Source organism: Streptomyces sp. NPDC057002, assembly GCF_042673825.1.
In the GTDB taxonomy this organism is placed as follows: Bacteria; Actinomycetota; Actinomycetes; order Streptomycetales; family Streptomycetaceae; genus Streptomyces.
The window spans coordinates 375,864-402,261 of record NZ_JBHURZ010000006.1 but is presented as its reverse complement, the minus strand read 5'-3'; the positions used below and the strand labels follow the sequence as shown (position 1 = coordinate 402,261).

The following is a 26,398-nucleotide window of genomic DNA, read 5'->3' as shown; positions in this document are numbered from 1 at the left end:
GCCGGTGCCTCTCGAGACCCCCTCCACCCTCCTGACCCCGGACCGATCGTGGTCCGGGGCATTCGAAGAGCCCGACAAGGGCGCGCGGCTGCTACCGGAGCGCGCCCGCGTCCTTGGCGCTTTCCGGGCGCCTTCGCTCCCGGACCAGCGAGATCGCGATCACCAGAGCGGCCACGAGCACGGAGAGCAGCACCTGGCTCCGTCCGCCGCCCTCCTTGTCGTCGGTGAGCATGTAGACGAGCACGAACGAGATCATCGCGATCGTCACCCACGTCAGATACGGGAACAGCCACATCCGGACGACGAGCTTCTCCGGGTTCTCGCGCAGGATGATCCCCCGCATCCGCAGCTGCGAGAAGCAGATGACCAGCCACACGAAGAGCGCGACCGCACCGGAGGAGTTCAGCAGGAACTGGAACACCGTGTCCGGCCACAGGTAGTTGAAGGCGACCGCCACGAAGCCGAAGGCCACGGAGGCCAGGATCGCGGACTGCGGGACACCTCGCGCGTTCGTCCGTACGAAGGACCGCGGGGCGTCGCCACGCTGCCCGAGGGAGAAGGCCATACGAGAGGCGGTGTAGAGGCCGGAGTTGAGACAGGACAGCACGGCGGTCAGCACGATGAAGTTCATGATCTCGCCGGCGTGCGGGATGCCGATCGAGTCCAGGGCCGCGACGTACGACCCCTTCTTCTCGATCGCGGGGTCGTTCCAGGGCAGCAGGGAGACCACGACGAGGATCGAGCCGATGTAGAAGACGCCGACCCGCCAGATCACGCTCCGGGTGGCCTTCGCGACGGCCCGCCGCGCGTCCGGGGACTCGGCGGCGGCGAGGGTGACGATCTCGCTCCCCATGAAGGAGAAGACGACCAGCAGGATGCCGGTGAGGATCGTTCCGGAGCCGTTCGGCAGGAAGCCGCCGTGTTCGGTGAGGTTGCCGAAGCCCGTCGCGGCGTTGTCGGAGCCGGGCAGCACACCGAAGATCGCCAGGCCGCCGAGGACGATGAAGCCTCCGATGGCGACGACCTTGATGCCCGCGAACCAGAACTCGAACTCGCCGAAGGAACCGACCGAGATCAGGTTGGTGGCGGTGAGGACCACCATCACGATCAGCGCCCAGGCCCACTGCGGCACGGCCGGCACCCACCCTTCCAGGATCACGGCACCCGCCGTCGCCTCCACGGCGAGCACTACGACCCAGAAGAACCAGTACAGCCAGCCGATCGAGAACCCGGCCCAGCGGCCCAGCGCCCGGTCCGCGTAAGCGGAGAAGGAGCCGGAGGTCGGGTAGGCCGCGGCCATCTCGCCGAGCATCCGCATCACGAACACGACCAGGGCCGCGACCAGCGCGTACGACACCAGGATGCCGGGCCCTGCGGCGGCGATACCGGAGGCGGACCCCACGAACAGGCCGGCGCCGATCACACCACCGATGGCGATCATGGACAGATGGCGGTTCTTGAGACCGGCCTTCAGACCTGCCTGCTCCGGGGACTGACCGTCGGCAGGCGGGGCGGTGTCAGGGGCCGGAGCATCTGGGGGACGTGTGGTCATGTCGACATCCATCCGTTGAGTGGTGGGGAAGCCGTGTGGGGAGTGGCTGCCGTGGTTGCTGGGGCACTTGCTGGGGCACTTCTTCACCGGTCATCGGTCATCGGTCACCGGTTCACAGATCACCGGATCGCCGGATCGCCTCGACGGCGGGGACGAGCAGGCCGGTATGGCAGGGGGGAGGGCCATGGCCTTGATGGGTCCGCAAGCGTTCACGGTGCGGGGCGCGGTATCCGGATGCCGTGCGGGTGATGGGGTCGTCACCCGCACGTCCGCGCTGCGCTCCGCCTCCTCATGAGAGGCGGTCCGTTTCACTTACGGGAGGAGATTTGCGTCAGCGTATGAGGAGTCATGGGGCGGCGGGCTTGTCCAGTAGGACGAAGTCGTCGCCGATGGCTGTACGGCCCGCCAATGCGGGACGGAAGCGGGATCAGGTGCCGGGCGGGAGCCGCAGCTGGAGCATGGCGAGCAGACGCTGGTCAGGACGGCTCAGGTCGAGACCGGTCAGCTCCTCGGCCCGGCGAAGGCGGTAGCGCAGCGTGTTGGGGTGCACATGCAGCTGGGCGGCGGCCGCCCGTACGTCACCGAAGGAATTCAGGTAGGTCAGCAGGGTCTCCGCCAGGCGGCCCTGGTGCCGGCTGTCGTGGGCGACAAGGGCGGTCAGCCGTGGATCCCGTATCTCGGGATGGCCGGAGAGCAGCGTCAGCACTTCACTGACCAGTACTTCCGACTGGATGTCCGGCAACGCGGCGACCGCGGTGTGTACGTCGGCTCCCAGCATGGCGTCGAGGATGCGGTCGGCCTCCCGGCGCGACTCCGTGACGTCGCCGAGCGTGGACACCACGCAACCGACCGAGCCACGCAGCGGCAGGCCCAGGTGTCGGCGTACGGCGTCGGTGATCTCCTGACCCCAGCCGCGCAGCGTGTCTATGTCGATGCCGCGCGGCAACTGGGGCAGGAGCACGTAGATGCGGGGATCGACCTGTGTGACCAGCGCGCTGCGGTGCCGGGCGGCTATGTGCACGGAGACCAGGTTGGTGACTTCGGCATGGGTCAGCTCCGCTGCGGCGACGACCTCCGCGGTTCCGTACGAGAAGCCCAGGACGGCGGCCGGGCGGGTCGCGTCGAATCCCAGGTGGGTGGCCAGCGGCTGTGGCCCGGTGCTCCCCTCCAGCAGTCCGGCCAGCAGGGTTCGCGTGAACGTCAGGTTCTCCGAGAGCTCCCGGCGGCGGCGCACCAGATGGAGCGCGGCGACCCGGGCGGCACCCAGCAGTGCCTGGCCTGAGCGTTCGGACAGCGGTGTCGAGCCCTCCTGCACCCAGATGGTCCCCAACTGCCGGTCCCCGGACCGGATGGCCACCGCGAGCCGACGGCGGATCCCCAGCTCGGGGTGGCTGTCGATGCTGATCACCTCGTCGCTGGAGTGCAGGTGCTGGAACACACCCCACTCGCGCAGCTTCGCCAGGTACGCCTCCGGTCCCTGCCAGCCGAGGATGGACCGCCGCCGCAGGTCGTCGATCTCGTCGGAGTCGGTGGAGCGGGAGTACGCCAGCACCCGGTTGGCGGCGTCCTCGATGCTGACGATGCCGCTGGTGAGGATGGCGGTGGTCTGGGCGAGCGAGAACAGGTCACTCTCGTCGGCTTCGCCGATGTGGCCCGGCGGCGCGTCGTCGAGGGCGGCGCAGGCCAACGCGTTCACCTGTTCCCAGCGTGCTTCGCCACGCAACGAGAGCAGGGCGACCCCGGCCTCGGTGGCGGTCTCGCTGAGAGCCGCGGCCTGGCCGGGACCGTCCAGTTTGACCACGACGCCGGCGGCACCGTCGCGCCCGGCGGCCCGCAGCGCGGGATAAGCGGCTCGGCCACGGGCACCGATGACGAGAACCAGCTCGCCCGGCTGGGTGGTCGGCGGCTCCTCGGGATCGAGCAGGGCCACGCCACGGATCTCGACGTCCAGTCCGGCGGGAGCGGCCTGCACCTCCACCAGCGAATCGCCCAGAGCCATCAGCAACTCGCGCAGGCTGATGCTCGCGGGAACGGGAAGCGGAGTTGTCTCGGCCGGATCCATGATCGTCGCCTTTACTGGGAGCCACGCCGGAGCCCTGATGCTATCCGTCCGGCGACGAGCACCGCCCTGGAGCATGTGGTTCTGAGGCCGACGCCCGAGTTCTCGGTGACGAGTCCGCCGGTGGACCGGGGTCGGCAAGACCACGCTGCTCGACCATGCCGCCCAGCGGGCGGACGGCATGCGCGTGCTGCGTGTCGAGGGCATCGAGTCCGAGATGGAGCTCGCCTTCGGCGGGCTGCACCGGTTGTTCCTACCCGTCCTTGACGTCCTCGACCGGCTGCCGGCGCCGCAGGCCGCGGCCGGGCGAGCGATCTTCGGACTCACCGACGACGTGGTGCGTGATCGCACAACAGCTCCGCGCAGGTCAGAACATCCCCGGGACGACGTGCGCGTCACGGCGCGGGGCGCGACTCCGGCCGCCCTGAGGGGGCCATGCCGGGCGTCATGCAACGGGATGACGCGGAGGCCGGGCGGACTGGGCGACACGCGTGAACGATCGGTGGAGGGTAGGCCGAATCCTCCGGACCTGAAGGGCGCCAGGGGCAAGGCGACACGTCAGGATCAAGCACTCTCATCGCCTTACGCGACGGCGGTTCCCTCGAGTTCGATCAGTTGGCCGGGGATCGCCAGGCGCGTCACCCCGAGCATCGTGGTGGTCGGGGCCACCGCCGCGGTGCCCAGACGGGCCGCCAGCGTGCCGTAGTGCGGGAGGAGGAGATCGACGTCGGTCGTGTAGACGTTCAGCCGGACCAGGTTCGCGAGAGACATGCCGGCCTCGCCGAGCACGGCCTCCAGGTTGTCGATGCTCAGCGCCAACTGCGCTGCCATGTCACCGTCGTGCTGGGGCTTGCCGTCGGGGCTCATCGCGGTCTGTCCCGAGATGTACAGGGTCCGGGTGTGCCCGGAGACGACCTCGCCCTGGTTGAACCCCAGCTCCACGGACCACTTCACCGGGTTGACCGCCGTGCGTTCCATTGCCACGTCAGCTCCAAATCGATTCGATTTCGACCTCGTGGCAACGAGCCTCCCAACAAATCACGACACCCTTGGTCATGTATTTCATTAGTGTTCTCGTATGCGCGCCGACCGGCTGGTCTCACTGGTGCTGCTGCTGCGCCAGCGCGGTCGGCTGACCGCGGACACGCTGGCCCGCGAGCTGGAGGTGTCCACCCGCACGGTGCTGCGCGACATCGAGGCGCTGTCCGCGGCCGGCGTCCCGGTCTACGCCGAACGCGGCCGGTACGGCGGCTTCGCGCTGTCGCCCGGTTTCAGGACCGAGCTCACCGGGCTGAACCACGACGAGGCTCTTGCCCTGCTGACCGCCGGATCGGGGCGCGGCGAGCAGGTGTTCGGCCTCGGCTCGGCGCTTGCGTCGGCCATGCGCAAGGTGGCCGACGCGCTGCCCGAAAGCCACCGGGGCACCGCGAGCGACGCGGCCCAGCGTTTTCTCGTCGAGCCGGAGACCGATCTGCTCTCCCGTCGGCTGGTCACTGACGAGGTACCCGACACCACCATGACCGAGGTCCGGCGCGCGGTGCTCGCCGGACACAAGCTGCGCATCCACTACGCGGCGACGGGCCATGCACCACAGTGGCGCACGGTGGATCCGATCGGCCTGGTCACCGTACGCGACCGGGGTTACTTGCTGGCCACCCGATCTGGCACGGACCGCACCTACCGGCTGTCGCGGGTGCTGGCCGCCGAGGAACTCCCCGAAGCGGCACAGCGGCCGAATCGGGTCGATCTGGACCGGATCTGGCGGGAACGCTCCGCACGGTTTCTCGCCGGCGGCGACCACGTCACCGTGCTGGTCCGGGTGAGCCCGGCGCGGCGGGAGGAATTGCTGGGCACCGCGCTGGCCGTCCGCGCGGAAGAACCCGACGCAGACGGGTGGCTGCGGCTGGAGGTGACCTTCCAGGATTCACGACACGCCGAATGGGCGCTGTGGCAGCTCAGCACGGACGCGGAAGCTCTGGCCCCGCAGTCGTTGCGCGCCTCCCTGCGCGACCGCGCCACCGCCATTGCCACCCGCTACAGAGACTCAGACTCGTCCCTGCGGTTGTAGGTCTCACCTTTCGTCGGCTCAGGGCTTCTTCGTGGCCGACTTCTTCGTAGCCGACTTCTTCGTAGCCGACCGCTTCGTGTTCTTGGGCTTGCTCGGGCTCGGGCTCGGGCTCGGGCTCTTCCGAGCGGCCTTGACGGGGGGCGTCGTTCGCTTCGGGGTGGTCGGCCATTTGAGTTCGATTTCCAGCTCGATCTCCCCGTTGTCGAGCTCGACCTCCATCTCGCTGTGGAGGTCGTCGGGGATGCGCAGGCTCAGCGTTCCGGAGCTGAGTTCCAGTTCAGCGTCGCCTCCTTCCCTCAGGGCGGTTGCGAGTGCCGTGAGCTGGTCGGCCGCCTCCAGGCGTGACAGCGAGCGCTTCTGCTCAAACTTGAGATCTGTCATGCGTGTCTCCGATCCGGCATGAATGGCGGCAGTCAGTCGGTGACTCGGTCGGCGTGGCGGTGGGCCACCCTCCATTCGCCGTCCTCGCGGCGGTACAGCTGGGTGGCTCGCAGGGTGTAGGTGCGGGGCTCTCCGTCGACGGAGGCGGAGACGTGTTCGAGGCCGGCCGTGTAGGCCATGTCCCCGGAGACGTCGAACACCTGCGGTTCGAACACGTACGAGGTGCAGTCGGAGAAGCTCTCTCCGAGGGCGATGAAGAGCTTGTCGAGTTCCTGCTGGCCGTAGGCGTCGCGCCACGCCCCCATGACGCTCACGGGCTCGTCGCGTGACCAGAGCGCCCGGCGGGGGGCCGCATCGCCGTTGTGCAGCGCGCGCTCCGCCTCGTACAGGGCGGTCCTGACCCACGCCAGGAAGTCGTCGCGGTCGGTCATGCCTTCATCATGCGCCCGCTGATCGGGGGCGCCCACTCGGCGGCGCTTCCCGTAGGGCGGGCAGGCGCCAGTGGCGAGGGACTCCGGCAGTGGGCTGGTGGCACCGCCGTGCGGGGGATGGGGTATGCGCCCAGAGGGTGGCAGCGGAGTGCCGTAGCCGCCCTGAGGGACTTCAGTCCGTGCCGAGGCCGTCGATCAGGCGGTTGAGGAAGCGGGTGAACGTGGCCTCGGGGGCCAGGGGGCGGGCGGGGGCCGAGAGGGCTTCGGCGAGTTCCGGGTGGTGGCCGTCCGCGGCGACGATCGCGAGGTAGCGGGCCTCTGCCGCGGCCCGGTCGGGGGAGCCGGCCGCTGCCGCCTGGGTGAGTTCGTGGGTGACGTGTCCGGCGACGAAGGCCGTGAGCTGGGCGAAGATCTCCAGCTTGGCCGCGCCGTCCAGGCCCGTGGGGCGCAGGGCGGCGAGGGCGTGTTCCAGGAAGGCCAGGGTGTTGGGGCCGAGGCTGCGGCGGGTGGACAGGGCGGTGGGCAGCCAGGGGTGGCGCAGCATGTTGGCGCGCTGGAGGTGGGCGACGGTCTTCAGGTCGGTGCGCCAGTCGCCGGTGAGGGCGGCCGACGCGGGCAGTTCGCCGCTGACCTGGTCGATCATCAGCTCCAGCAGCGTGTCCTTGTCGGGGGCGTAGCTGTAGAGCGACATGACTCCGGCGCCGACCTGTGCGGCGACGCGCCGCATGGTGACCGCTTCAAGGCCTTCCGCGTCCGCCAGGGCCACCGCGGCCGTCGTGATCGCTTCCCGGCTGAAGGCGGGCTTGCGGCCCTTGCGGGGCTGACCGGGGCTCAGCCACAGCTGTTGCGGGTCGCGGCCCGGGGTGCCGGAACCGTCCTCACGCGTCACGGCTTCGTACTCCTGTTCGTCGAGGGCTCACCGAGGGCCACTGTCGTCGTCATCCAAGCATCCTCTATTCTCGTACAGTGTACGGAAAGTCGACGAGGGGACCGATCATGGCTTCACGCACCCACGACCCCGCGGCGAAATCGGCCTGGACGCCGTCCGCCCGGAAGCCGCCGCTGTCCTCGCGGATGATGAGGGCGATCTGGCGCGGGCTGCCGGAGAAGCGGTACGACGTCGGGTGGGAGCCTGGGCTGGAGGTGCCGGCCGCAGATGGCAGTCCGCTGGTCACGGACCACTACTTCCCCCGTGCGGACACGGGCGCCGATTTCCCCACCCTGCTGGTGCGCTCGCCGTACGGCAGGGGGCTGCCCTGGTCACCGCAGTACGGCATGCTCTTCGCCGAGCAGGGCTTCCATGTGATCCTGCAGAGCTGCCGCGGCACCGGCGGCTCGGGCGGTGCGTTCGATCTGTGGCGCAACGAGGCCGCCGACGGCCGGGCCACCGTGGCCTGGCTGCGCGAACAGCCCTGGTTCAACGGGACGCTGGGGACCATCGGCCCCAGCTACCTGGGGTACGTGCAGTGGGCCCTCGCCCTGGACCCGCCGCCGGAGCTGAAGGCGATGGTGGTGCAGGTCGGGCTGCACGACCCGTACGCCCTGTTCTACGCGGACGGTGCCCTGCGGCTGGAGAACGCCCTGCTCGTGGGGCTCGGCATGACGTACCAGCACCAGGGGGTCATGCCCGTCGCCAAGGCGACGCTGCGGCTGCAGCGCCGTATGCGCGACATCGTCATGGCGCGGCCGCTGCGCGGGGCGCACGCCTCCGCTCTCGGGGAGGTGCCGTGGCTCGACGACGTGATGACGCACCCGGACGCCGACGCCCCGTACTGGGACGGCGCGTCCCTGGCGCGGGCGGCCGAGGGGCTGGGCGTCCCCACAAGTCTGGTCACCGGGTGGCACGACGCCCTGGCCGACCAGACCTTCGAGCAGTACGCCAGGCTGCGTGAGGCCGGATGCGACACCGCCCTGCTGGTCGGTCCCTGGACCCATACCTCGGCCATGCAGCAGGGCTGGCCCGAGGTTTTCGCCGAGAGTCTCGCGTGGCTGCGTGCGCACCTGTGCGGTGATCCCTCCGGGCTGCGTCCCACGCGGGTGCGCGTGCACGTCGGCGGCGAGGGCGTGTGGCGGGACCTCGACGACTGGCCGTCCCTCGCCTCCCCGGTCGCCGCTTCCCCCTCCCCTGTCACCTCCTCCTTCTCCTCCCCCGGCGCCACCTCATGGGTTCCCGCTGCGGACGGGCGTCTCGACCAGCGGGCTCCGACGGCTCCCACCGACGGCGCGGGGTCCGCGCCCCTCGCGTCCCTCCGCTACGACCCGGCCGACCCCACGCCGTCCATCGGCGGTCCCCTGCTGTCCCGGACGGCCGGTGCCCGTGACAACAGCGCTCTGGAGGGGCGGGAGGACGTCTTGACGTTCACCAGCCCGCCGCTGGCCGAGGCCGTGGACGTCGTCGGTCCCGTCTCCGCTCGGCTGAGCGTCTCCACGGACACCGGGTACGCCGATGTCTTCAGCCGCCTGTGCGACGTGGACGCGCAGGGCCGCTCCACCAACGTCTGCGACGGGCTGGCCCAGGTGGCGACGGTGGGGGAAGAGCCCTCGGAGGTCACCGTTGCGATGAGTTCCACCGCCTACCGTTTCCCGGCCGGGCACCGGATCCGCTGGCAGATCAGCGGGGGTGCGCATCCGCGGTACGCCCGCAATCCGGGGACCGGCAAGTCCGGGGTGGACGCCGTGGACTTCACGGCGATACGCATCACGCTGCACGACGGCTCCGCGCTGGTGCTTCCCGAGGGGTCCGGGACCGTGTGAACGCCGGGGCGGCACCCGGATCGGCCGCTCGCATGTGAGTGCGAGGATGGGGGACATGTTCGTTCAGCTGCTCGCGGCGGTCGGCGTGCTTGCCGTTCTGACGATGGTTCCCGGGCCGGACATGGCGGTCGTGACGAAGCGGGCGGTGGCCTGCGGCTGGCGGGACGGTCTGCGGACGGTCGGGGGTATCACGGCCGGACTGCTCGTCTGGGGCGTGCTCACGGTGGTCGGGCTGGCGGCCGTCCTGGCGGCCTCCGCCACCGCCTTCACCGTCGTCAAGCTGGTCGGGGCCGCGTATCTCGTCGTCCTCGGGGTTCAGTCGCTGCTCGGCAGCCGGAAGAAGCGGGCGGGTGGACAAGGGGGAGCAGCACCGGCACCGGCACCGGCACCGGCTGGGAATCCCTGGCGGACGGGGTTGGTCAGCAACGTCTTCAACCCCAAGATCGCCGTCTTCTACACCGGCCTGCTGCCGACGCTCGCGCCCACCGGGCTGTCTCCCCACGCCGGTATGGCGCTTCTGGTGCTGTTGCACGCGGGGCTCACCGTCGTCTGGCTCAGTGGCTATGTGGCGCTGCTGTCCAAGGCCCGTGTCTTCTTCGAACGGCCCGCCGTGCGCCGGGCCATGGACCGGATGACCGGAGTCGTCCTGATCGGCTTCGGCGTCAAGGTCGCGGGGACGCGGCCCTGACACTCGGGTCGCGGATCTCAACGGGTCCGCTCCGCCAGCCACCCCGCCATCGCCCGTACCCCGATGCCGATGGCCCGCTCGTCCGGGGCGAAGTCGGGGAAGTGGGGGTAGCAAGCGGTGATGGGGGTGCCCGGGGCGCGGACGCCGAGGAAGGTGTAGGTGCCGGGGACGCGGTCCAGGTAGAGGGCGTAGTCCTCACCGCTGAAGGGCGGGAACGCGGCATGGAGTGTGGTGACCGGGTCGCGGCCCAGTCGGCGGCGCAGGTGGTGGGCCAGGGCGCGGGCGTCCGGCTCCGGGCAGAGCAGGGCGGGGAACGGCTCGGCGGGGAAACGGACTTCGGCCCCCGGGTAGGGCTCGGCCAGCCGGCGGATGTTCTCGCGTACCTCCGTGTACCGCTCCTCCGGCCAACAGCGGTAGGACACGCTCACCTTGGCCTCCTGCGCCGAGGCCCGTAGGGCCACGAAGCGGGCCAGCGGACCGTCGGGGGTCTGGGCGTCGGTGATCATCCGCTCGATGTCCGCGGGTGTCTGCGGGGGCGTCACCGTGGCGAGCGCGCCGATCTCGGCGGCCAGTCGCCGCGCGGCGTCCGGTGCGTCCGGGCCCTGGAGGGTCAGCTCCGCCCTGTCCTGGCCCGGCATCCCGTAGCCCGGGGTCACCGCGAACCGGCCTACGGGGAAGGGCCCGCAGTGCAGCGCATGGATCTCCTCGACGCGAGGGCGCTCCAGCACGCCGGCCTCGATCATGGCGCGGGCTCCGGAGAGGCTCTCCTCGGCGGGCTGGAAGAGGAACACCACCGTGCCGCTCAGATGCCGCCGCAGCCGCGCCAGGACCTTCGCGACGCCGAGGGCCACCGTCGTATGGATGTCGTGCCCGCAGAGGTGGGCCGCGGCCCGGCCGCCCCCGACGATGTCCTTGGGCGGTACCGCGTCCATGTCCGCCCGGTAGGCGACCGTCCGGCCGGGACGCGCGCCGCGCAGGACGCCGACCACGCCGTGCCCGCCCACTCCGGTGGTGACGGCCAGCCCGGCCGCTCGCAGCTCCCGGGCGACCACACCGGCGGTACGACGCTCCTCCCCCGGCAGCTCGGGATGCGTGTGGATGTCCCGCCGGAGCCGGATCAATCCGTCCTCCAGGCGCGCCACCTCGGCGTCCACCGGTCCTTGCCCCAACGGTCCTCTCCGCCCACCGGCGGCGGCCGTGCCCGCGGTACCCCATACCGTTCCCGCGCCGGCCGCCGCGGCCATGCCGGCCAGCAGCGTGCGTCGTGCGAGTGCGTTCTCCGTAGGTCGCTTCACTGTTCCCGTTCCCCCTGCGTGGTCGTGTACGGACTGGTCGCCCGGCGAGCGGGAGACCCGTCCGTACACGATCACCGCAAGCGCATGCCGTCGCCCATCCGGCGAGCCACCGCTTGCGGGTGGGGAACACCCCAGCACGACCACCCCTCCCCACGCCGACGGCCGGGACAACCGGACCTGCCGGCTCGGCGAGACGATGACCGTGCGGCTGCCCACCGATGAGCCCTTCGACTGGCCGCACTCGCGCTTGACCTGAGCGGCGGCCGGAGCCGCTTGAGCCGCCCGTCGAGCTCAGCCTCGTACGGCCAGGTGGTACGCCGAGGCCCACAGCACCACCGCGCTGCCCAGGCCGACCGCGATCCGCACCGTCTCGCTCGTGAGGCCGGCCGCGACAAGGACGAAACCGACGATCGCGACGGCGGTCAGCAGCGTCGCCGTCCACCGGTACTGCCACTGGTCGTACAGGCGGGCCAGCGGGAAGAAGTGCAGGCCCACGACGAGGGCGATGCCGGCCGGGATGACCTCCGGACGGCCCGAGGCGTTGGACGCGGCGATGACGGCGAAGACGGCCACCAGCTCGATGGTGTTGACGATGCCGACGCCGCGCGCCCAGTTCGCCGGCAGGTTCACGGTCCGGGGCGAGGGCGCGGCGTCCTTGCGGTATGCCAGGTAGAGCGCCACCGCCGTGACCAGCACGGCCGCCACCTCGATGCCCAGCGGGGCGATATCCGTCGCCGAACCGGTCCCGGAAGCCGCCGCGACGGCCCACACCAGGGCGAACACGGAGAGCACGACGGTGCCGCGGCGCCGCAGGGCACGGGTGAGCGCGAGACACTCGGCGTCCGTGGCGGACGAGGCCGGGGACGTGGGCGTGGACGTCATTCGCGGAGAATACGTCGGCCGTCGCTTCTTCTCGACGGCTTCGGCTCAACTCGATCCGCATCGGGAATACCCTCGAGTACGCCACCTACCGGCAACGACAGCGGGCAGGATTCAGGTCGAGTGACCGACCGGCCGGGGGAGCCTGCCATGCCGTACAGCTCCGCGGAGTGGCCCGCGCGCAGTCTGCTGGGGGCCGTACCGCCGGAAGCGCGCGGTGAGTTGCTCGAGCTGGGCGTGCCGGCGCGGTTCGAGGCCGGGAAGGTGCTGCTGAGCGAGGGCGCCCGGGACCGGCATGTGCTGGTGCTGCTGTCCGGCTTCGCCAAGGTGACGGCACGGGTGGAGAACGGCGAGGAGTCGCTGCTCGCGGTCCGGGTCGGCGGGGACAGTGTCGGTGAGATGGCCGCGTTCGACGGTGCCCCGCGCTCGGCCACCGTGACCGCGTGCGGACCGCTCACGGCCCGACTGGTGCAACCCGCCCCGCTGCACGCCCTGTTGTTACGCCGTCCGGAGGTGCATCTGGCGCTGACCGGGATCATCGCCCAACGGCTGCGCTGGGCCAACCGCAGGCGTCTCGACTTCAAGGGTTACCCGGCGAAGGTACGGCTGGCCCGGCTCCTGGTGGAACTCGCCACCTCCTACGGTCGTCCTGGCGAGGGCGGCATGGTGCTCGGCTGTCGGCTCACCCAGCCCGAGCTGGCCGCGCTCACCGGGGCCGCCGAGACCACCGTCCACAAGGGGCTGCGCGAGCTGCGCCGGGACGGGCTGCTGGAGACGGGGTACGGGTCCACCGTCATCCGCGACCTGGAACGGCTCAGGGAGATCGGGGATCTCACTCCCGAAGACTGACCGGACTCCGCGCCGAAGACCGACCGGACCCACTCCCAAGTCGTACCACCGGGCCGCGCACGTCAGTTCAGCACCGGCCGCAGCACGACCAGCAGCCCCGCGCACACCCCCATCACCGCCGTACACCCCACCGCCGCCGTCACGCACCGGTACTTGCGCACCGCCACCCGGGACAGGAACCGGATCGTCTGGGACAACTCCTCGCGCTCCCGCTCCGGGTCGCCCTCGGCCGAGTCGCCGGCGGGCAGGATGTCGGGGCCCGAGGCGAGGTGGACGAAGCTGTAGCGGTTGGCGCCGGCGGGGCGCAGCACCCGGGGGCGCAGGGTGGCGGCCAGGAAGCCCGCGCCGCCGAACATCGCGCAGAGGAACAGGGCGAGCAGGGTGGCGGCGAGTATGCCCGCCGGGCCGCCCGCGGCTGCGGAGCGCAGGGCCTGCGGGGACCAGTAGCCGGCCGTGCCGACGAGGGCGGCCTGGGCCGCTGCGAGGATCCCGGCCTTGGTGTCGGCGTGCTGGTGGGTGGTCTGCAGGGCGGTGAACATGAACTGCGCGGGACGGCTGTCGGGGCGGGCACCGGTGGACGACGGCATGCTGCTCCTTCTGGGGCCGGTGGGCTGTTCCTTGCCTCCAGTACGCCCCGGAACCGGCCAGGCAACCTGGGATTTCTGCGGGATTCCCAAGGGATTACGGACGTCGATCGGCCACCGTCCGCGCCAACATTCCGAACCCGTCCGTAACGTGCGGCCACCGCTGTATGTTTCCGCACCTTTCCGCATCCCGTATTTCGACGGGGTTCGCGGCGGACGGCGCGTGTAGGACTGGCCTACCGGCGTCCGCGCGAGGGGAGCGGACGCCGGTGTCTGCCGGAGTGCGCCCCCGTCCGGATCCGATCCCGGGGTGCGGCTCCACTTCAGTGAGCGGGGAGTTCAGGCATGGGAACGTTCGGTCGCAGACTGCTGCTGGCGGTCGACGCGAAGGGATACGGCGGCGTCGACGTGGTGACGCAGCGCGAGTGGCAGGAGGCGATCCGGCGGCTGCTCGAGGAGGCGGCCTGCGAGGCCGGGCTCGACTGGGAGCAGTGGGTGACGCAGGTCGGCGGGGACTCGGTCTTCGCGGTCCTGCCGAAGGGAGCGTCGGAGCCGGATCTCGTGGATCCGTTCATGCGCCATCTGGAGGCCGGTCTGCGCACCTTCAACCGCAACCGGCGCGACGAGGCCCGGCTGCGGCTGCGGGCAGCCGTGCACTTCGGGACCGCCTCGCCCGCGGCCAACGGCTTCGAGGGCCGCGCCCCGGTCGAGATCGGCCGGATGCTGGACAGCCGCGTGCTGAAGGCGGCGCTCGCCGCGGCACCGGCCGCTCAGCTGGCGCTCGCGGTCTCCGCGACGGTCTTCAACGACGTGATCGGCGAGGCGTACACGACGATCCAGCCGCAGGAGTTCCGCGAGGTGCCCATCGCGGAGAAGGAGTACGCGGGGCGGGCGTGGATCCGGGTCCCGGGGTACGACGTGACGGCCCTGGACCTCGGGGAGACCGAACAACCCGGCGCGGGGGGCAGCGCAGGGGGCGCAGTGAACACGGGGGGCGCGACAGCGGTCGGCGCGCGCCCCTTGAGCGCCCCAACTGCTCCTGGCGACACGGTAGTTCAGGTCATCACCGGAACCGTCCATGCCCAGGGTGCCGTCTTCGGGATCTCCAAGTGACCTGAGTGACGGCCGAGGATGAACGAGGAACACGAGGAACACAGCGAGCAGCGCGCCCAGGACACACCGGAGGCGCACCACGCGGACGAACCGCAGCCGCAGAACCACACCGAACCCCAGAACCAGACCCGGCAGGACGCGCCCGAGGAGACGGCCCCAGCGGCCCCTGCCCCCTCTTCGGAGCAGGTCCATCACAACAACGTCAACCAGTACTTCTACGGAGAACTCGACGCCTCCGGCGCCCAGTTCGGCATCGGCACCGCCGTCTCCGACAACGCCCGGCGCCGCGCCGTGGGCCGTCTCGACGCGGGCGAGGCGGACGCTATCCTCGCGCCCTACGTCAAGCCCGCCTGCTTCGAGGAGGCCGTGCTCGCCCTCGAACAGGACGGGGTCGTGGTCCTGGTCGCGCCTCCGGGGACGGGCAAGCGGTCCGGGGCCGTGGCGCTCGTCGACGCCCTCGCGGAGGGGTCGGAGTACGTCGTGCTCTCCCCCGGCCGCAGCCTGGACGACCTGGCGAGCGGGAAGGTCGCCTTCGAGAAGGGCGTCGGCTACGTCCTGCTCGACCGGATGAGCGAGGACAGCTCCCAGACGGCGGACTTCGACTGGCGGCGGGTGCGCGACACCGTCCGCGAGCACGACGCCCACCTGGTCGTCACCACCGTGCGCCCGGTCGAGAGCGGTGTCGTCGAGTCCGTACGGCACGTGCCCTGGCAGCTCCCGGACCTCACCGCCGTACTGCGCGTGCGGCTCGTGCGGGCCGGGTGTGCGCGGGACGCCGTGGCGCGGGCCGTGTCGCTGATGCCCGGCGGGTGCCGGATCGCGGAGGTCGCGGTGGCCGCCGAGCGGATCGCGGGCGGCGCGGCGCCGGACGAGGTCTGGCAGGACTACGGAAGCAGCGCGGCACAGCCCGTGCGCGAGTGGTTCGACCAGGACCGTACGCCGCAGGAGTGGGCCGAGGTCACCACGCTGGCCTTCGTCAACGGCGCCGGCTACCGCGACTTCGAGACCTGCCAGGAGCGGCTGGAGGGCTGGGTCGCCCCGGCGTTCCCGGAGCCCGTGACCGAGGAGGAGCAGGCTGAGGCGGCCCGGCGTGCCGTCGACCGCCGGCTGTCGCTGTCCCGCAACGACCTGGTCGCCGCGGAGCAGCGGAAGAACGGCGCGCTCACCCGCACCGCGCTGGTCTTCCCCCACCCCCAGTACCGGCAGTGGGCGCTGGAGGAGCTGTGGACCAAGCGCTCCACGCCGTACTGGAACGGCGTACGGGACTGGCTCACCGAACTCGTCGCCGCCCAGCCGGGGCTCGGGCTCCAGCTGTCCGTCGCGCAGGGGCTCGCGCTGCTCACGCGGCCCGCCTTCGACGAGGTCGCCGACAACTATCTGCACCCCTGGGCGGGCGGCGCGGCCGGTCCCGCCGGGCAGTCGACGGCCGTGCTGGTGCTGCAGTGCATGTGCCTGGACGAGAGCCTCGCCGCCACCGCGCTGGGCGTGGCCCGCGGCTGGGCCCGCTCCTACGACCCGGTGCTGCGCTCGACCGCGGCGGCGGCGTTCAGCGGGGCGCTCGGAGTGCGCTTCCCCACGGACGCGGTGACCAACCTGCTCCGGATGGTCCGCAGCGGCGTCCGGTCCGTGGACGCGGCGATCGCGCTGGCCGGTCTGGTCGCGGTGCTCGCGGAGTGCGGGCAGGACACGGGCGCGGTTTTCCGGCCGCTCGCGTACCGGCTGCGGGCCCAGCGCGAGACGCTGACCGGGCACCCCAAGGAGAACATCCTCGGTGCCACGCTGACGGTCCTGCGGGCCCGTGACGCGCGGACCGGGCGGCTGGTGTGCGCGTCGCTGATGGAGCGGGACGAACGGCAGACCGCCACCATCGGCGAGCTGTGGGCGGGCGTACTGGACAACCTGCCGCGCCGGGGGCGGGCCCTGGCGGCCCTGAACGCCACCCTGCGCGAGCTGCCGGCCGTGTCGGAACGTCCCGAGCGGGTGGCCGAACGGTTCGGCAGGGCCCTGGGCGAGGTCCTGCCCCCGGACGACGGTCCGCCGCTGGCCACGGCCCTGCGGCGGATCGCCGTCCGCGCCGACGAGGCGGCCGTCGCCCTCGTCGAGATCTTCCTTACCGCCGTACTGAGCACGGAGGGCTGACAGCCATGGCTGAGAAATACCCGCTCGTCGAGCAGCGGGAGTACGGGCGGCCGGACAGGCGCGGCGGCATCTGGCGCAAGCGGGTGACGCGCGGCGACGACGAGTTGCCCAGGGTCGCCGCCCACCAGGTGCGGGTGTTCCGGGTCGGCGAGGAGTACGTCGAGGACCACGGGCAGCTGCGCGCCGACGACCCGGTGGTGACCGGGGCCAGTTCGGTCACGGTCGTGGACCGGCGGATCGAGGTGCCCGTCGTCGTGGAGACGCGGATCCCGTCGGCCGAGGCGGGCGACTTCACCGTACGGACCTGCTTCTACTGCACGGTCACCGACCCGAGCGCGGTCGTGCGCGACGGCGTCACCGATGTGGAGACGCTGCTGCTCGCCCATCTGCGCGAGGTGCCGGGGCTCACCGAGGACGGCAGCGACCTGCCGGTCGTCGACACGGCCGCCGTACGCGCCCGGATCGACGCCCGGCTGACCGCTTACCACGAGATGCGGCCGTCCCTGGTGTCGGGGATCCGGGCCCGGCACGGGGCGATCGAGGTCCTGACGCCCGAGGAGATGTCGGCGCACGTCGAGGAGATGGAGCGGGCCCGCCGGGACCGCACGCGCCTGCGCCACCAGGAGGAGATGGAGCAGCAGGCGGCCCTGGACCGGGCCCTGCGCGAGGCCGAACTGGAGCTGAAGCACGAGGAGATCCGCAATCTCCAGGCGATGCGCAAGGAGCGCAACCGGCAGGAGGAGGAGACGCTGCGCACGGGCTACGAGCGTGGCGCCGGTGCCGAGCAGCAGGACTACGAGCTGGAGATCGAGCGCCGGCGCAACCGTTTCACCCGGGCCGAGATCGAGGACGACATCAAGCTGATCGGCTCCGACCCGGTCGCCGCCGACTATCTCGCCTGGCGCAACGGCGACATCAGCGCCGACGAGCTGTCCAAGCGGCTGCACGCGGCCGAGGAGCGCTGGGACTCGCGCAAGGACGACCGGCTCCGGCTCGACCGCGATCACGAGATGACGCGCCGCGGCCTGGACCGGGACGATCTGCGCTGGCGGGTCGAACGCGAGGACCGGCGCCGGGAGCTGACCCGCAGCGAAGCGCGGGATCAGACCGCGGCCCAGCGTCAGGAGGCCGCCCGGCGCTGGGACCTGGAGCACGACGACCGGCGGCGGCAGCGCGACGAGAAGCGCCAGGACGCCAAGGAACTCCAGCGGGAACAGCACGAGTTGGCGAAGCAGCAGCTCAATGTCCGGGCCACGCTGGGCAAACAGGCCATCGACCGGGGCCTGTTCGACAGCACCATGTACGACGCGGGTGCCTTCATCAACAGCGTCGGCGACGTCCCGCCCGCCCAGGACCCGGCACGCGGGGAGCTGAAGGGCGGGGCGAAGGGCGAGCTGCGCCAGGCGCCCGGGCGGACCGCAGAGGCCACGCCCGCTCCGGCCGACGGCGATGACGCCGACGACTTCGACCCCGCGAACCAGGAGGGGCGCCTTGGCAACTGACACCCCGCTCCGCCCGGCCGACAGCGCGGCCTTCGACGAGCACCGGAGCCAGTCGCGCCCGGCGCCGCCCGCCTCCGGATGGACACCCCGGCTGCGCCGGCTGATCGGCATCGACGAACCGCTGCTGGACTGGGTGCCGGAGGATCGCGCCCGCTACACCTGGTACGGCGTGCTCGTCGTCAACACGGCCATGCTGGGCGCGGTCTCCATGGTCCTGGCGCTCTCCAGCTTCCGCTCCGACCTGCCCCTGGCGGCGGTCATCGGCGTCGCAGTCGTCTGGTTCTGGGTGATCCTCGCCCTGGACAGCTGGCTGGTCTCCAGCACCCACGGCACGACGGTCCGCAAGTGGACGCTGCTGGTGCGCTTCTTCCTCTCGGTGCTGCTCGGCCTGTTCATCGCCGAGCCGATCCTCTTCCAGATCTTCGACAAGGAGATCCGCCAGTCGATAGCCGTCGGCAACGAGCAGAAGGTCGCCGACTACCGGGGCATGCTCGTCTCCTGCAACCCCACCGACGGCGCCGCCACCACCGGCCGCAGCGAGTGCGCCCGCTACCAGCTGAAGGTGGCGGGCTCCCCCGCCGAGCTGGCCCGCCAGATCAAGAGCAACGGCGACCGTGTAAAGACCCTGAGCACCCAGGTCGCCGCCATCAACAAGACCCTCAGCGCCAAGCAGTCCACCGAACAGCGCCTGTGCGGCCCGAAGTACTGGATCTGGCGGGGCGGCGTCCGGGACGTCACCATCACCTGCGAGCGGGCCCGGAAGGCGACCTCGGAGTACGAGAAGAACAGCAAGGTCAAGACGTACGAGAAGCAGCTGGAGGGCCTGGTCGCCCAGGGCCAGAAGCTCGCCGCCCGGAAGGACGGGGCCGCCGACGGCTACCAGCCGCTGCTCCAGAAGGCCGTCGACGACAAGACCCGGCAGCGGGCCGCCGATCTGGACACCGACGGCATCCTCACCCGGGCGGCCGGCCTCAAGCAGGTCGCCGAGTCGGACGGCTTCGCCCTCTTCCTGACGATCGTGCTGCATCTGCTTCTGCTCTGCCTGGACGCCATGCCCGTCCTGGCCAAGGTCCTCAGCGGCGCCACGACCTACGACACCCTCCTCGGCGCCCGCCACCGGGCGAGCCGCAAGCTGTACGCCGAGGAACTCCAGGTCCAGCACACCTGCGCCCGCATGGAACACGAGGTCCAGCGCCACCGGGTCGAGTGGGACACGAACGACCGCATGCGCCGCCTGGAACAGGAGCACCAGCGGGCCCAGGCCGAGCGGGCGGCCCAGGAACGGGCGGAGCTGGAGGCGAGGATGGGGCGGATCATGCGGGCGCGCGGGGTGTGAGGGGCGTGAGGCCTGCTTGATCCGGAAACGGTTCGAAAGATTCGAGTAGCGGAATCCGCCAATCCGGCTGGGATGCCACCCAACCCCTCACCACACCTGACGCATCCCAGCCCCAACTGGCCACCAACCAGCGGAAATACCCCCCGGCCCCGCCGAACCGGCCGACGAATCTTTCGCAACAACCACCGAAACTATTGACAGTTGACAGGGCCAAGCCAACACTCCCGGGTGACAGAGCACCCCCGTCCACCCCCCACGAGGACGATGGAGGAAGCACACCCATGAGCAACGCAATCAGCCGCTTACGGCTGCTCATCAGCAGTATCTGCACGATGCTGCTGGTCGCACTCGCCGTCCTGGCCCTGCCGGGCACCGCCCACGCCGACACGGTCGTCAACAGGAACCAGACCGGCACCCACAACGGCTACTACTACTCGTTCTGGACCGACAGCCAGGGCACGGTCTCCATGAACCTGTCCGCCGGCGGCAGTTACAGCACCTCATGGCGGAACACCGGGAACTTCGTCGCCGGCAAGGGCTGGGCCACCGGCGCCCGCCGCAGCGTGACCTACTCCGGCACCTTCAACCCGTCCGGCAACTCCTACCTGACCCTCTACGGCTGGACGGCGAACCCGCTCATCGAGTACTACATCGTCGACAACTGGGGCACGTACCGGCCCACGGGAACGTACAAGGGCACCGTCACCAGCGACGGCGGCACGTACGACATCTACAAGACCACGCGCTACAACGCCCCGTCCGTCGAGGGCACGAAGACCTTCGACCAGTACTGGAGCGTGCGGCAGTCGAAGCGGACGGGCGGCACGATCACCGCGGGCAACCACTTCGACGCCTGGGCCCGGGCCGGGATGCCCCTGGGCAACTTCAAGTACTACATGATCATGGCGACCGAGGGCTATCAGAGCAGCGGCAGCTCCAGCATCACGGTGCGCTGACGATGGCCGCCACAGCGCGGGTCGCGCTGCTCACCGCCCTCCTGACGGCAGCAGCCGCGTTCACCGTCACCACCGGCCCGGCGCAGGCCGCCGCGTGCAACGGATACGTCGGCCTCACCTTCGACGACGGCCCCTCCGGCAACACGACGAGACTGATCGACGCGCTCCGGCGGAACGGGCTGCGGGCCACCATGTTCAACCAGGGCCAGTACGCGGCCGCCAACCCGTCCCTGGTCCGGGCCCAGGTCGCCGCCGGCATGTGGGTCGGCAATCACAGCTACACCCACCCGCATCTGACCCGGCTCGGCCAGGCGCAGATCGACTCGGAGATCTCCCGCACCCAGCAGGCCGTCGCGGGCGCGGGAGGCGGCACCCCGAAGCTGTTCCGCCCGCCGTACGGCGAGACCAACGCGACGGTGAAGTCCGTCGCGGCCCGGCACGGCCTCACCGAGATCATCTGGCACGTCGACTCACAGGACTGGAACGGCGCGAGCACCGACGCGATCGTCCAGGCCGCGGGGCGCCTCACCAACGGCCAGATCATCCTCATGCACGACTGGTCCGCCAACACCCTCGCGGCCGTCCCCCGCATCGCCCAGAACCTGGCGGCCCGGGGCCTGTGCGCGGGGATGATCTCCCCGCAGACGGGGCGCGCGGTGGCGCCCGGCTGAGGAGCCTTCAGGAACGGCGCGATGGCGGGTCCGGGCCATCGCGCCACCCTGGCGGTAGGCGCACGTACTTGAGTACGCGTGCTCATGACGGGCCCGCCCCGCCCTCGCGACCATGGCCGTATGAAGAATCGGGGAATGCTTTCCGCAGGGGTCGCGCTCGCTCTCGGGGTGCCTGTTGCCGCTTGGGGGCTGATGGGGCAGCAGAACTACGACGGGCTGCCGGCGAGTGAGCTCGACTACGCCTACCAGCCGTGGGACATCGGGGACGGTGTCGCGGCGGTCGTCGGCGGTCTCGCCCTGGTGCTGGCGGGGGCCGGTGCCGCGGTGCTCGTGCGGGCGGCGCGGAGTGGGGCGCTGGACCGGCGCTGGTGGGGGGTGCTCGGGCCGCTCATGGTCGTCGGGCTGCTGGCCGGTGTGGGCTGGCGGATCCTGACCGCGGGCGTGATCGGCGCCAACATCGGAGCCGGGATGCTGATCATCTTCGGTACGCCGGTCGCGGCCGGGCTGCTGCTGTGGGCCGTGGGACGGGGCGTGTGGCTGGCGACCCGGGGCCACGGGGGCGGCGGGGCCGGGCGTCTGGGCGGGTTCTCACCGCGCGGCGTGTGACGGCCGGGCGGGTGGCCGAAACGCCACGGTGGTGAACGGCGGGGGCGGACAACTTCACTGTCCGGCCAGGAGGTTCGCCTAGGTTGGTGAACCGGTCCCCCTTCCCCACCCCCAGGAGGCCCTGCCGTGCTCGACGACAGCCTGCGTGCCCGTATCGACACCTCCAAGCCGCACTCGGCGCGCTTCTGGAACTACTTCGTCGGCGGCAAGGACAACTACGAGGTCGACCGCGAGATCGGCGACCAGATCAAGTCGATCTTTCCGGGCCTGGTCGACGTGGCGGTCACGAGCCGCCGCTTCCTGGGGCGGGCCGTCCGGCATCTGGCCGAGGAGCAGGGCATCCGGCAGTTCCTGGACATAGGCACCGGGTTGCCGACCGCCGACAACACGCACGAGGTCGCCCAGCGCGTCGCACCGGACGCCCGGATCGTGTACGTCGACAACGACCCCATCGTGCTGGCCCACGCCAACGCGCTGCTCACCAGCACGCCCGAGGGCAGGACCGCGTATCTGGACGCCGATCTGTACGACCCCGAGGCCGTCCTGGAGGCCGCGGCGGGCACGCTCGATCTGTCACGGCCGGTCGGGCTGATGATCCTCAACACACTGGGGCATGTCGCCGAGTACGAGCGGGCGCGGGAGCTGGTGCGGCGGCTGATGGCGGGGTTGCCTTCCGGCAGCCATCTGGTGATCAGTGACAGTACGGCCACGAGTGAGGGCATGATCGCGGCGTCGGAGGCGTACAACTCGAGTGGGGCGGTGCCGTATTACGTCCGTCCTGTTGCCGAGATCGCCGGGTTCTTCGACGGGCTGGAGCTGGTGAGGCCGGGGGTGGTGCGGGTTTCGGAGTGGCGGCCCGAGCGGTCCGATCCCGACACGGCTGTGGATGCGTACTGCGGCGTTGGGCGCAAGGTGTAGCCGGTGCGTGGTCCAGTGGCGCGCCGTGAGGGCTGGTCGCGCAGTTCCCCGCGCCCCTGAAGACAGAGGGCGTTCGCCCATACGAGGTCTTTCACCTCAGCCACCCACAGACCCCGGACGATAATCAGGGAATGATCACCCCTCCCCCCGCCCCCGAGCCGCGCAGCCGTCTGGTCGGGGATCTTCTCGCGGTCGGTGAGGCATACTCACTCGTCCTCTCGGGCGGGTACGCGATGCTCGCGCACGGGCTGGTGGAGCGGGCCGGGCCGGATGTGGACGTGGCCACCGAGGACCCCGCCGGGATGGAGGCCATCGCCGATGCCGTCCGGGCCGGGCTCGTGGCGCGCGGCTGGCTCGTGCAGACCCGGGAGACCGAGCCGCTGTCGGCCCAGTTCCTCGTCACGGACGCGGCGACCGAGCAGGAGTACGACGTCGGCGTCCACAAAGAGGTGCTGTGGCGCCCGCCGGTGCTCACGGAGCTCGGGCCCGCGCTCGCCCTCGACGACCTCGTCGGCACCCGGGTGCGGGACCTGGCCGACCGCGGACTCGCCCGCGACCTGGTCGACGTACACGCCGCCGCGGCCCGCTGGAGCCACCCCGAGCTCGAGGAACTCGGGCGCCGCCACGCACCCGACCCCTTCGACCTCACCGATCTCCAGGCCCGGCTGACCGGCACGGACTGGATCGACGACCGGGCGTTCACCGTCCATGGTCTCGAGGTCTCCGCCGTCGCCGGACTGCGCCGCTGGGCGCAGGAGTGGGCCGACGACATCGCGGAACGGCTCATCGAAGGAGAGGCCCCGGACGAGGAGTGACCGGTACGCCACCGAACGGGCGGAGGGCTGTTCGACCGCTCGGTACCCTGACCCGATGGGGAACGGGGCAGGCGGGCAGGTGGGTGTCGTCGCCGCGCTGGTGCGGGCGGCGTTCCTGGTGGACGGTGTCTACGCGGAGGCCAGCCGGGCGTACGGGCTGACGCCCCAGCAGGGACAGCTGCTGTGCGTGCTGATGCCGCAGCCGTACGGGATGGGGGAGCTCGGGGACACGCTCGGGCTGGCGAAGTCGAGCCTGACCGGGCTGGTGGACCGGACTGTGCGGCGGGGGCTGGTACGGCGGGAGGCCGACCCCCGGGACGGCCGGGCCGTGCGGGTGGGGCTGACGGAGGAAGGGGCCTCGCTCGCCGGGAGGTTCTACGCCGAGACCGTACGCCGGATGGAAGCCCTGCCGGCCGGGCTCAACGGCGTCGAGCGGGAGCGGCTGGCCGTGCTGCTGTCGCGGGTCGTCGTCGACAACGAGGTTCCCGAGGTGTTCGTGGAGGCGGAGAGGAACCTCGGCGTCGAGTAGCCGAGATCCCCCGGGGTCATGCCTGCCGTGCCAGGGGTGCGACCGCCCGTTCCTCGCGCCTGCCCGCCGCCATCAGGGACAGCGTCACCGCCGTCGACACCGTGGCCATCGCCGTCATCGCCACCGCCGGAGAGGTCAGTTGGGCCACCGAGCCCGCGAGCGCGGCGGCCACGCCCTGCATCGTGAGCATGCCCGCCGAGTGCAGGCCCAGGGCGTGGCCCGTCAGAGCGTCGGGGGTCAGGGCCACCAGGCGCTCCTGCTGCACGAGGCTCGCGCCGAAGCCGACGGAGGCCAGCGTGACCGCGGCGGCCGCGAGCGGGAGCCGAGGGTGCAGGAGGAAGGGCACGTACGGGACGGCCAGGAGCAGCAGGAGCGGGAAACCGAGGCGGGGGCGCAGCCGCGCGGGGACCAGGCGGCCCACCAGCACGTCCCCGGCCAGCATGCCCAGCGCGGCACAGGCGAACAGGGTGCCCGCGGACTCGGGGGCGTAGGAGACGTAGAGGGATTCGCAGCCGACGATCAGGCCGTTGGGGATCCAGAGGGCCAGATAGACCTGGCGGCGGGGCGCGGACGACCACAGCAGGGCGTTGGCGCGCCAGGTCGCCGCGACCGAGGGGCGGCCCGTCGTACGGGGCGGGCGGCGGGTCAGGCCCAGCCGGACGACCGCGGACGCCATGAGGTAGAGGGCAGCGGCCGTCAGCAGGGACACCCGTGGGGACAGCAGCGCGACCAGGGCGCCACCGGTCGCGTAGCCGGCGATCTGCATCAGGCCGCTCATCATGTTGAAGACCGAGCGGCCGAGCAGATAGCCGTCCTTGGAGAGGATCTCGTTCAGCAGGCCCCAGCGCACTCCCCCGCCCACCGACTCCGCCAGCCCCTTGGCCAGGACGATCACGAAGAGCGCCCAGACCGGCAGTCCGGGCAGGGCCAGGGCGGCCGTGGCCGCCGCGAAGAGCAGGGGCAGGGCCGTCAGGGCCGCGCGCGGGGGCAGGCGGTCGGCCGCCGAGAGCAGGAACGTCGCGCCCAGCACCTGCACCAGCGACGAGCCGAACATGCTCACCGCGGACAGCAGCGGCGACTCGGTCGCCCGGTACACCAGGGTGCCCAGGGCCAGGCCGCCCATCGTCTGGGCCACCGTCTGGGCGGACGCGGCCAGGAAGAACGGGGTGAACTCGGAGGTGCGGAAGAGATCGCGGTAGCTGCGCATGCGCGGAGTCTCCGACGGCCCGAACGGCGCGGTTATTGTTTCGCGCAGGGGCGAAACATCGGGGGTGCGCGGTGGGCTGGTGGCAGATCAACGCCGACACCCTGGCCGGGAGCCGGTTCGTGCTCTCCCCGCTCGCCGAGACCTTCGCCTGCCTCCAGTTGCTGCACCGGGGCACACCCGCGCACCCCGGCGAACAGGCCTGGCTGCGCGACCATCTGCCCGGCTACCGGGCCCGCCTGGCCGCCGACCCCGTGACCGCGCTGCTCGTCCGCGCCGGACTGGGCCGGTCCTGGATCGCCGACTTCCTCACGCCCACCCCGAGGAGCGGGGAGACCTTCGAGGAAGGGGTGGCACGGGTGCGGGCGGCCCGTCCCGGCGAGTCCCGAGCCAACCTGCGGATCTCCCTCGCCGGCCCGCTCCCGGCAGACCTGGACCGGGACGACCTCCCCGAGCGGGCGGCCGGCCTGCTGTCGTACGTCTGGACCGAGACCGTACGACCGGACTGGGACCGGCGCCGGCGGGTGCTGGAGGCGGACGTGGTCGCCCGGACCGCGCAGGTGAGCCGGGGCGGCTGGGCGGCGGCGCTGGACACGCTGCGACCGGGCCGGACCCGGTGGCTGGGCGACAACCGGCTCCAGGTGAATCTGCACGAGTACCCGCCCCGCGAGATCTCGGGCGCCGAGCTGCTGTTCGTGCCGGTCACGCCCAAGACCGGCTGGGTGTCCTGGGAGGAGCCCGACCGGTACGCGGTGGTCTACGCGTGCGCGGGCGCGCTCGCCGACCCCGGTGGCACACCCGTGCCCGCGAGCCTCGGCGCGCTGCTCGGTACCGCCCGCGCCGGTGTGCTGGTCCGGCTCGGCTCCCCCTTGAGCACCAGCCAGCTGGTCGCCGTGACCGGGCAGGGGCTCGGCTCGGTGGGGCGGCATCTGCGGGTGCTGCTGGACGCCGGCCTGGTGGAGCGGCGGCGGGCGGGCAGGGCGGTGCTGTATTCGCGGACGGCGGCGGGGCAGGTCCTGGTGGACGCGGTGGAGGCCGGGAACCGGGCCGGCGCCCGCCGGAGCTAGGC

Annotated in this window: 25 protein-coding genes; 15 read left to right on the top strand and 10 right to left on the bottom strand. The window is 71.5% G+C overall.

What is annotated here, in order from left to right; all coding sequences use genetic code 11:
- Positions 1–91 precede the first annotated feature (91 nt).
- The 3 genes from ACFT32_RS30070 to ACFT32_RS30060 form a co-directional block, all read right to left on the bottom strand.
- Positions 92–1,552 carry an amino acid permease gene (locus ACFT32_RS30070; RefSeq protein ID WP_382495536.1) on the bottom strand — a complete coding sequence of 487 codons (1,461 nt, stop codon included), beginning with the start codon at positions 1,550–1,552 and terminating at the stop codon, positions 92–94.
- A gap of 427 nt (positions 1,553–1,979) precedes the next feature.
- Entirely contained in the window at positions 1,980–3,614 is a 1,635-nt protein-coding gene (locus tag ACFT32_RS30065) for a PucR family transcriptional regulator (RefSeq protein WP_382495534.1), read from the bottom strand.
- A gap of 579 nt (positions 3,615–4,193) precedes the next feature.
- The gene (locus ACFT32_RS30060) at positions 4,194–4,589 is read right to left on the bottom strand and encodes a RidA family protein (RefSeq protein WP_382495929.1); all 396 of its coding nucleotides are present in this window, start codon (positions 4,587–4,589) and stop codon (positions 4,194–4,196) included.
- A 100-nt stretch (positions 4,590–4,689) separates the two neighbouring features.
- Here ACFT32_RS30060 and ACFT32_RS30055 point away from each other — a divergent pair, with 100 nt between their 5' ends.
- Entirely contained in the window at positions 4,690–5,679 is a 990-nt protein-coding gene (locus ACFT32_RS30055) for a helix-turn-helix transcriptional regulator (RefSeq protein ID WP_382495532.1), read from the top strand.
- Positions 5,680–5,697: 18 nt separating this feature from the next.
- Here ACFT32_RS30055 and ACFT32_RS30050 read toward each other — a convergent pair whose 3' ends face one another.
- The 3 genes from ACFT32_RS30050 to ACFT32_RS30040 form a co-directional block, all read right to left on the bottom strand.
- Positions 5,698–6,060 (bottom strand): amphi-Trp domain-containing protein, encoded by a 363-nt coding sequence (locus tag ACFT32_RS30050; protein ID WP_382495530.1) that lies wholly within the window; start codon positions 6,058–6,060, stop codon positions 5,698–5,700.
- Between the two features lie 32 nt (positions 6,061–6,092).
- Positions 6,093–6,491: a YybH family protein gene (locus ACFT32_RS30045; RefSeq protein ID WP_382495529.1), complete on the bottom strand. Its 399-nt coding sequence runs from the start codon at positions 6,489–6,491 to the stop codon at positions 6,093–6,095.
- Positions 6,492–6,663: 172 nt separating this feature from the next.
- On the bottom strand, positions 6,664–7,380 hold the full coding sequence (locus tag ACFT32_RS30040; RefSeq protein ID WP_382495526.1) for a TetR/AcrR family transcriptional regulator: 717 nt from the start codon (positions 7,378–7,380) through the stop codon (positions 6,664–6,666).
- A gap of 107 nt (positions 7,381–7,487) precedes the next feature.
- On the opposite strand from ACFT32_RS30040, the gene ACFT32_RS30035 reads away from it, so the two are divergent.
- Both ACFT32_RS30035 and ACFT32_RS30030 read left to right on the top strand, forming a co-directional pair.
- Positions 7,488–9,245, top strand: coding sequence for a CocE/NonD family hydrolase (locus ACFT32_RS30035; RefSeq protein WP_382495524.1), 1,758 nt, complete (start codon positions 7,488–7,490; stop codon positions 9,243–9,245).
- 55 nt (positions 9,246–9,300) lie between these two features.
- Positions 9,301–9,933 (top strand): LysE family translocator, encoded by a 633-nt coding sequence (locus ACFT32_RS30030; protein WP_382495522.1) that lies wholly within the window; start codon positions 9,301–9,303, stop codon positions 9,931–9,933.
- A 17-nt stretch (positions 9,934–9,950) separates the two neighbouring features.
- Here the strand turns inward: ACFT32_RS30030 and ACFT32_RS30025 are convergent, their stop codons facing one another.
- Together ACFT32_RS30025 and ACFT32_RS30020 are read right to left on the bottom strand one after the other, a co-directional pair.
- Positions 9,951–11,102 carry a M20 family metallopeptidase gene (locus ACFT32_RS30025; protein ID WP_382495928.1) on the bottom strand — a complete coding sequence of 384 codons (1,152 nt, stop codon included), beginning with the start codon at positions 11,100–11,102 and terminating at the stop codon, positions 9,951–9,953.
- Between the two features lie 417 nt (positions 11,103–11,519).
- Entirely contained in the window at positions 11,520–12,110 is a 591-nt protein-coding gene (locus tag ACFT32_RS30020) for a hypothetical protein (protein WP_382495521.1), read from the bottom strand.
- Positions 12,111–12,257: 147 nt separating this feature from the next.
- Here ACFT32_RS30020 and ACFT32_RS30015 point away from each other — a divergent pair, with 147 nt between their 5' ends.
- Entirely contained in the window at positions 12,258–12,956 is a 699-nt protein-coding gene (locus ACFT32_RS30015) for a Crp/Fnr family transcriptional regulator (protein ID WP_382495517.1), read from the top strand.
- A gap of 62 nt (positions 12,957–13,018) precedes the next feature.
- Here the strand turns inward: ACFT32_RS30015 and ACFT32_RS30010 are convergent, their stop codons facing one another.
- A complete protein-coding gene (locus tag ACFT32_RS30010; RefSeq protein ID WP_382495515.1) occupies positions 13,019–13,543 on the bottom strand; it encodes a Pycsar system effector family protein in 525 nt (174 codons plus the stop codon).
- A 342-nt stretch (positions 13,544–13,885) separates the two neighbouring features.
- Here ACFT32_RS30010 and ACFT32_RS30005 point away from each other — a divergent pair, with 342 nt between their 5' ends.
- From ACFT32_RS30005 to ACFT32_RS29960, 10 genes are all read left to right on the top strand, one after another.
- Positions 13,886–14,653 carry a hypothetical protein gene (locus ACFT32_RS30005; protein WP_382495513.1) on the top strand — a complete coding sequence of 256 codons (768 nt, stop codon included), beginning with the start codon at positions 13,886–13,888 and terminating at the stop codon, positions 14,651–14,653.
- An 18-nt stretch (positions 14,654–14,671) separates the two neighbouring features.
- Positions 14,672–16,792, top strand: coding sequence for a hypothetical protein (locus tag ACFT32_RS30000; RefSeq protein ID WP_382495511.1), 2,121 nt, complete (start codon positions 14,672–14,674; stop codon positions 16,790–16,792).
- A gap of 5 nt (positions 16,793–16,797) precedes the next feature.
- Positions 16,798–18,294 carry a hypothetical protein gene (locus ACFT32_RS29995; RefSeq protein ID WP_382495509.1) on the top strand — a complete coding sequence of 499 codons (1,497 nt, stop codon included), beginning with the start codon at positions 16,798–16,800 and terminating at the stop codon, positions 18,292–18,294.
- Positions 18,284–19,630: a DUF4407 domain-containing protein gene (locus ACFT32_RS29990; protein ID WP_382495507.1), complete on the top strand. Its 1,347-nt coding sequence runs from the start codon at positions 18,284–18,286 to the stop codon at positions 19,628–19,630. The genes ACFT32_RS29995 and ACFT32_RS29990 overlap by 11 nt, the downstream gene beginning before the upstream one ends.
- A 281-nt stretch (positions 19,631–19,911) precedes the next feature.
- Positions 19,912–20,586 carry a glycoside hydrolase family 11 protein gene (locus tag ACFT32_RS29985; protein ID WP_382495505.1) on the top strand — a complete coding sequence of 225 codons (675 nt, stop codon included), beginning with the start codon at positions 19,912–19,914 and terminating at the stop codon, positions 20,584–20,586.
- 2 nt (positions 20,587–20,588) lie between these two features.
- Positions 20,589–21,257, top strand: coding sequence for a polysaccharide deacetylase family protein (locus ACFT32_RS29980; RefSeq protein WP_382495503.1), 669 nt, complete (start codon positions 20,589–20,591; stop codon positions 21,255–21,257).
- 135 nt (positions 21,258–21,392) lie between these two features.
- Positions 21,393–21,863 (top strand): hypothetical protein, encoded by a 471-nt coding sequence (locus ACFT32_RS29975; RefSeq protein ID WP_382495501.1) that lies wholly within the window; start codon positions 21,393–21,395, stop codon positions 21,861–21,863.
- 126 nt (positions 21,864–21,989) lie between these two features.
- Positions 21,990–22,781, top strand: coding sequence for an SAM-dependent methyltransferase (locus ACFT32_RS29970; RefSeq protein ID WP_382495499.1), 792 nt, complete (start codon positions 21,990–21,992; stop codon positions 22,779–22,781).
- 131 nt (positions 22,782–22,912) lie between these two features.
- Positions 22,913–23,596 carry a nucleotidyl transferase AbiEii/AbiGii toxin family protein gene (locus ACFT32_RS29965; RefSeq protein ID WP_382495497.1) on the top strand — a complete coding sequence of 228 codons (684 nt, stop codon included), beginning with the start codon at positions 22,913–22,915 and terminating at the stop codon, positions 23,594–23,596.
- Positions 23,597–23,651: 55 nt separating this feature from the next.
- Entirely contained in the window at positions 23,652–24,125 is a 474-nt protein-coding gene (locus ACFT32_RS29960) for a MarR family winged helix-turn-helix transcriptional regulator (protein WP_382495495.1), read from the top strand.
- A 16-nt stretch (positions 24,126–24,141) separates the two neighbouring features.
- Here ACFT32_RS29960 and ACFT32_RS29955 read toward each other — a convergent pair whose 3' ends face one another.
- The gene (locus ACFT32_RS29955; RefSeq protein WP_382495493.1) at positions 24,142–25,332 is read right to left on the bottom strand and encodes an MFS transporter; all 1,191 of its coding nucleotides are present in this window, start codon (positions 25,330–25,332) and stop codon (positions 24,142–24,144) included.
- Positions 25,333–25,403: 71 nt separating this feature from the next.
- Between ACFT32_RS29955 and ACFT32_RS29950 the strand changes: the two genes are divergently transcribed.
- Entirely contained in the window at positions 25,404–26,396 is a 993-nt protein-coding gene (locus tag ACFT32_RS29950) for an ArsR family transcriptional regulator (RefSeq protein ID WP_382495491.1), read from the top strand.
- Positions 26,397–26,398 lie beyond the last annotated feature (2 nt).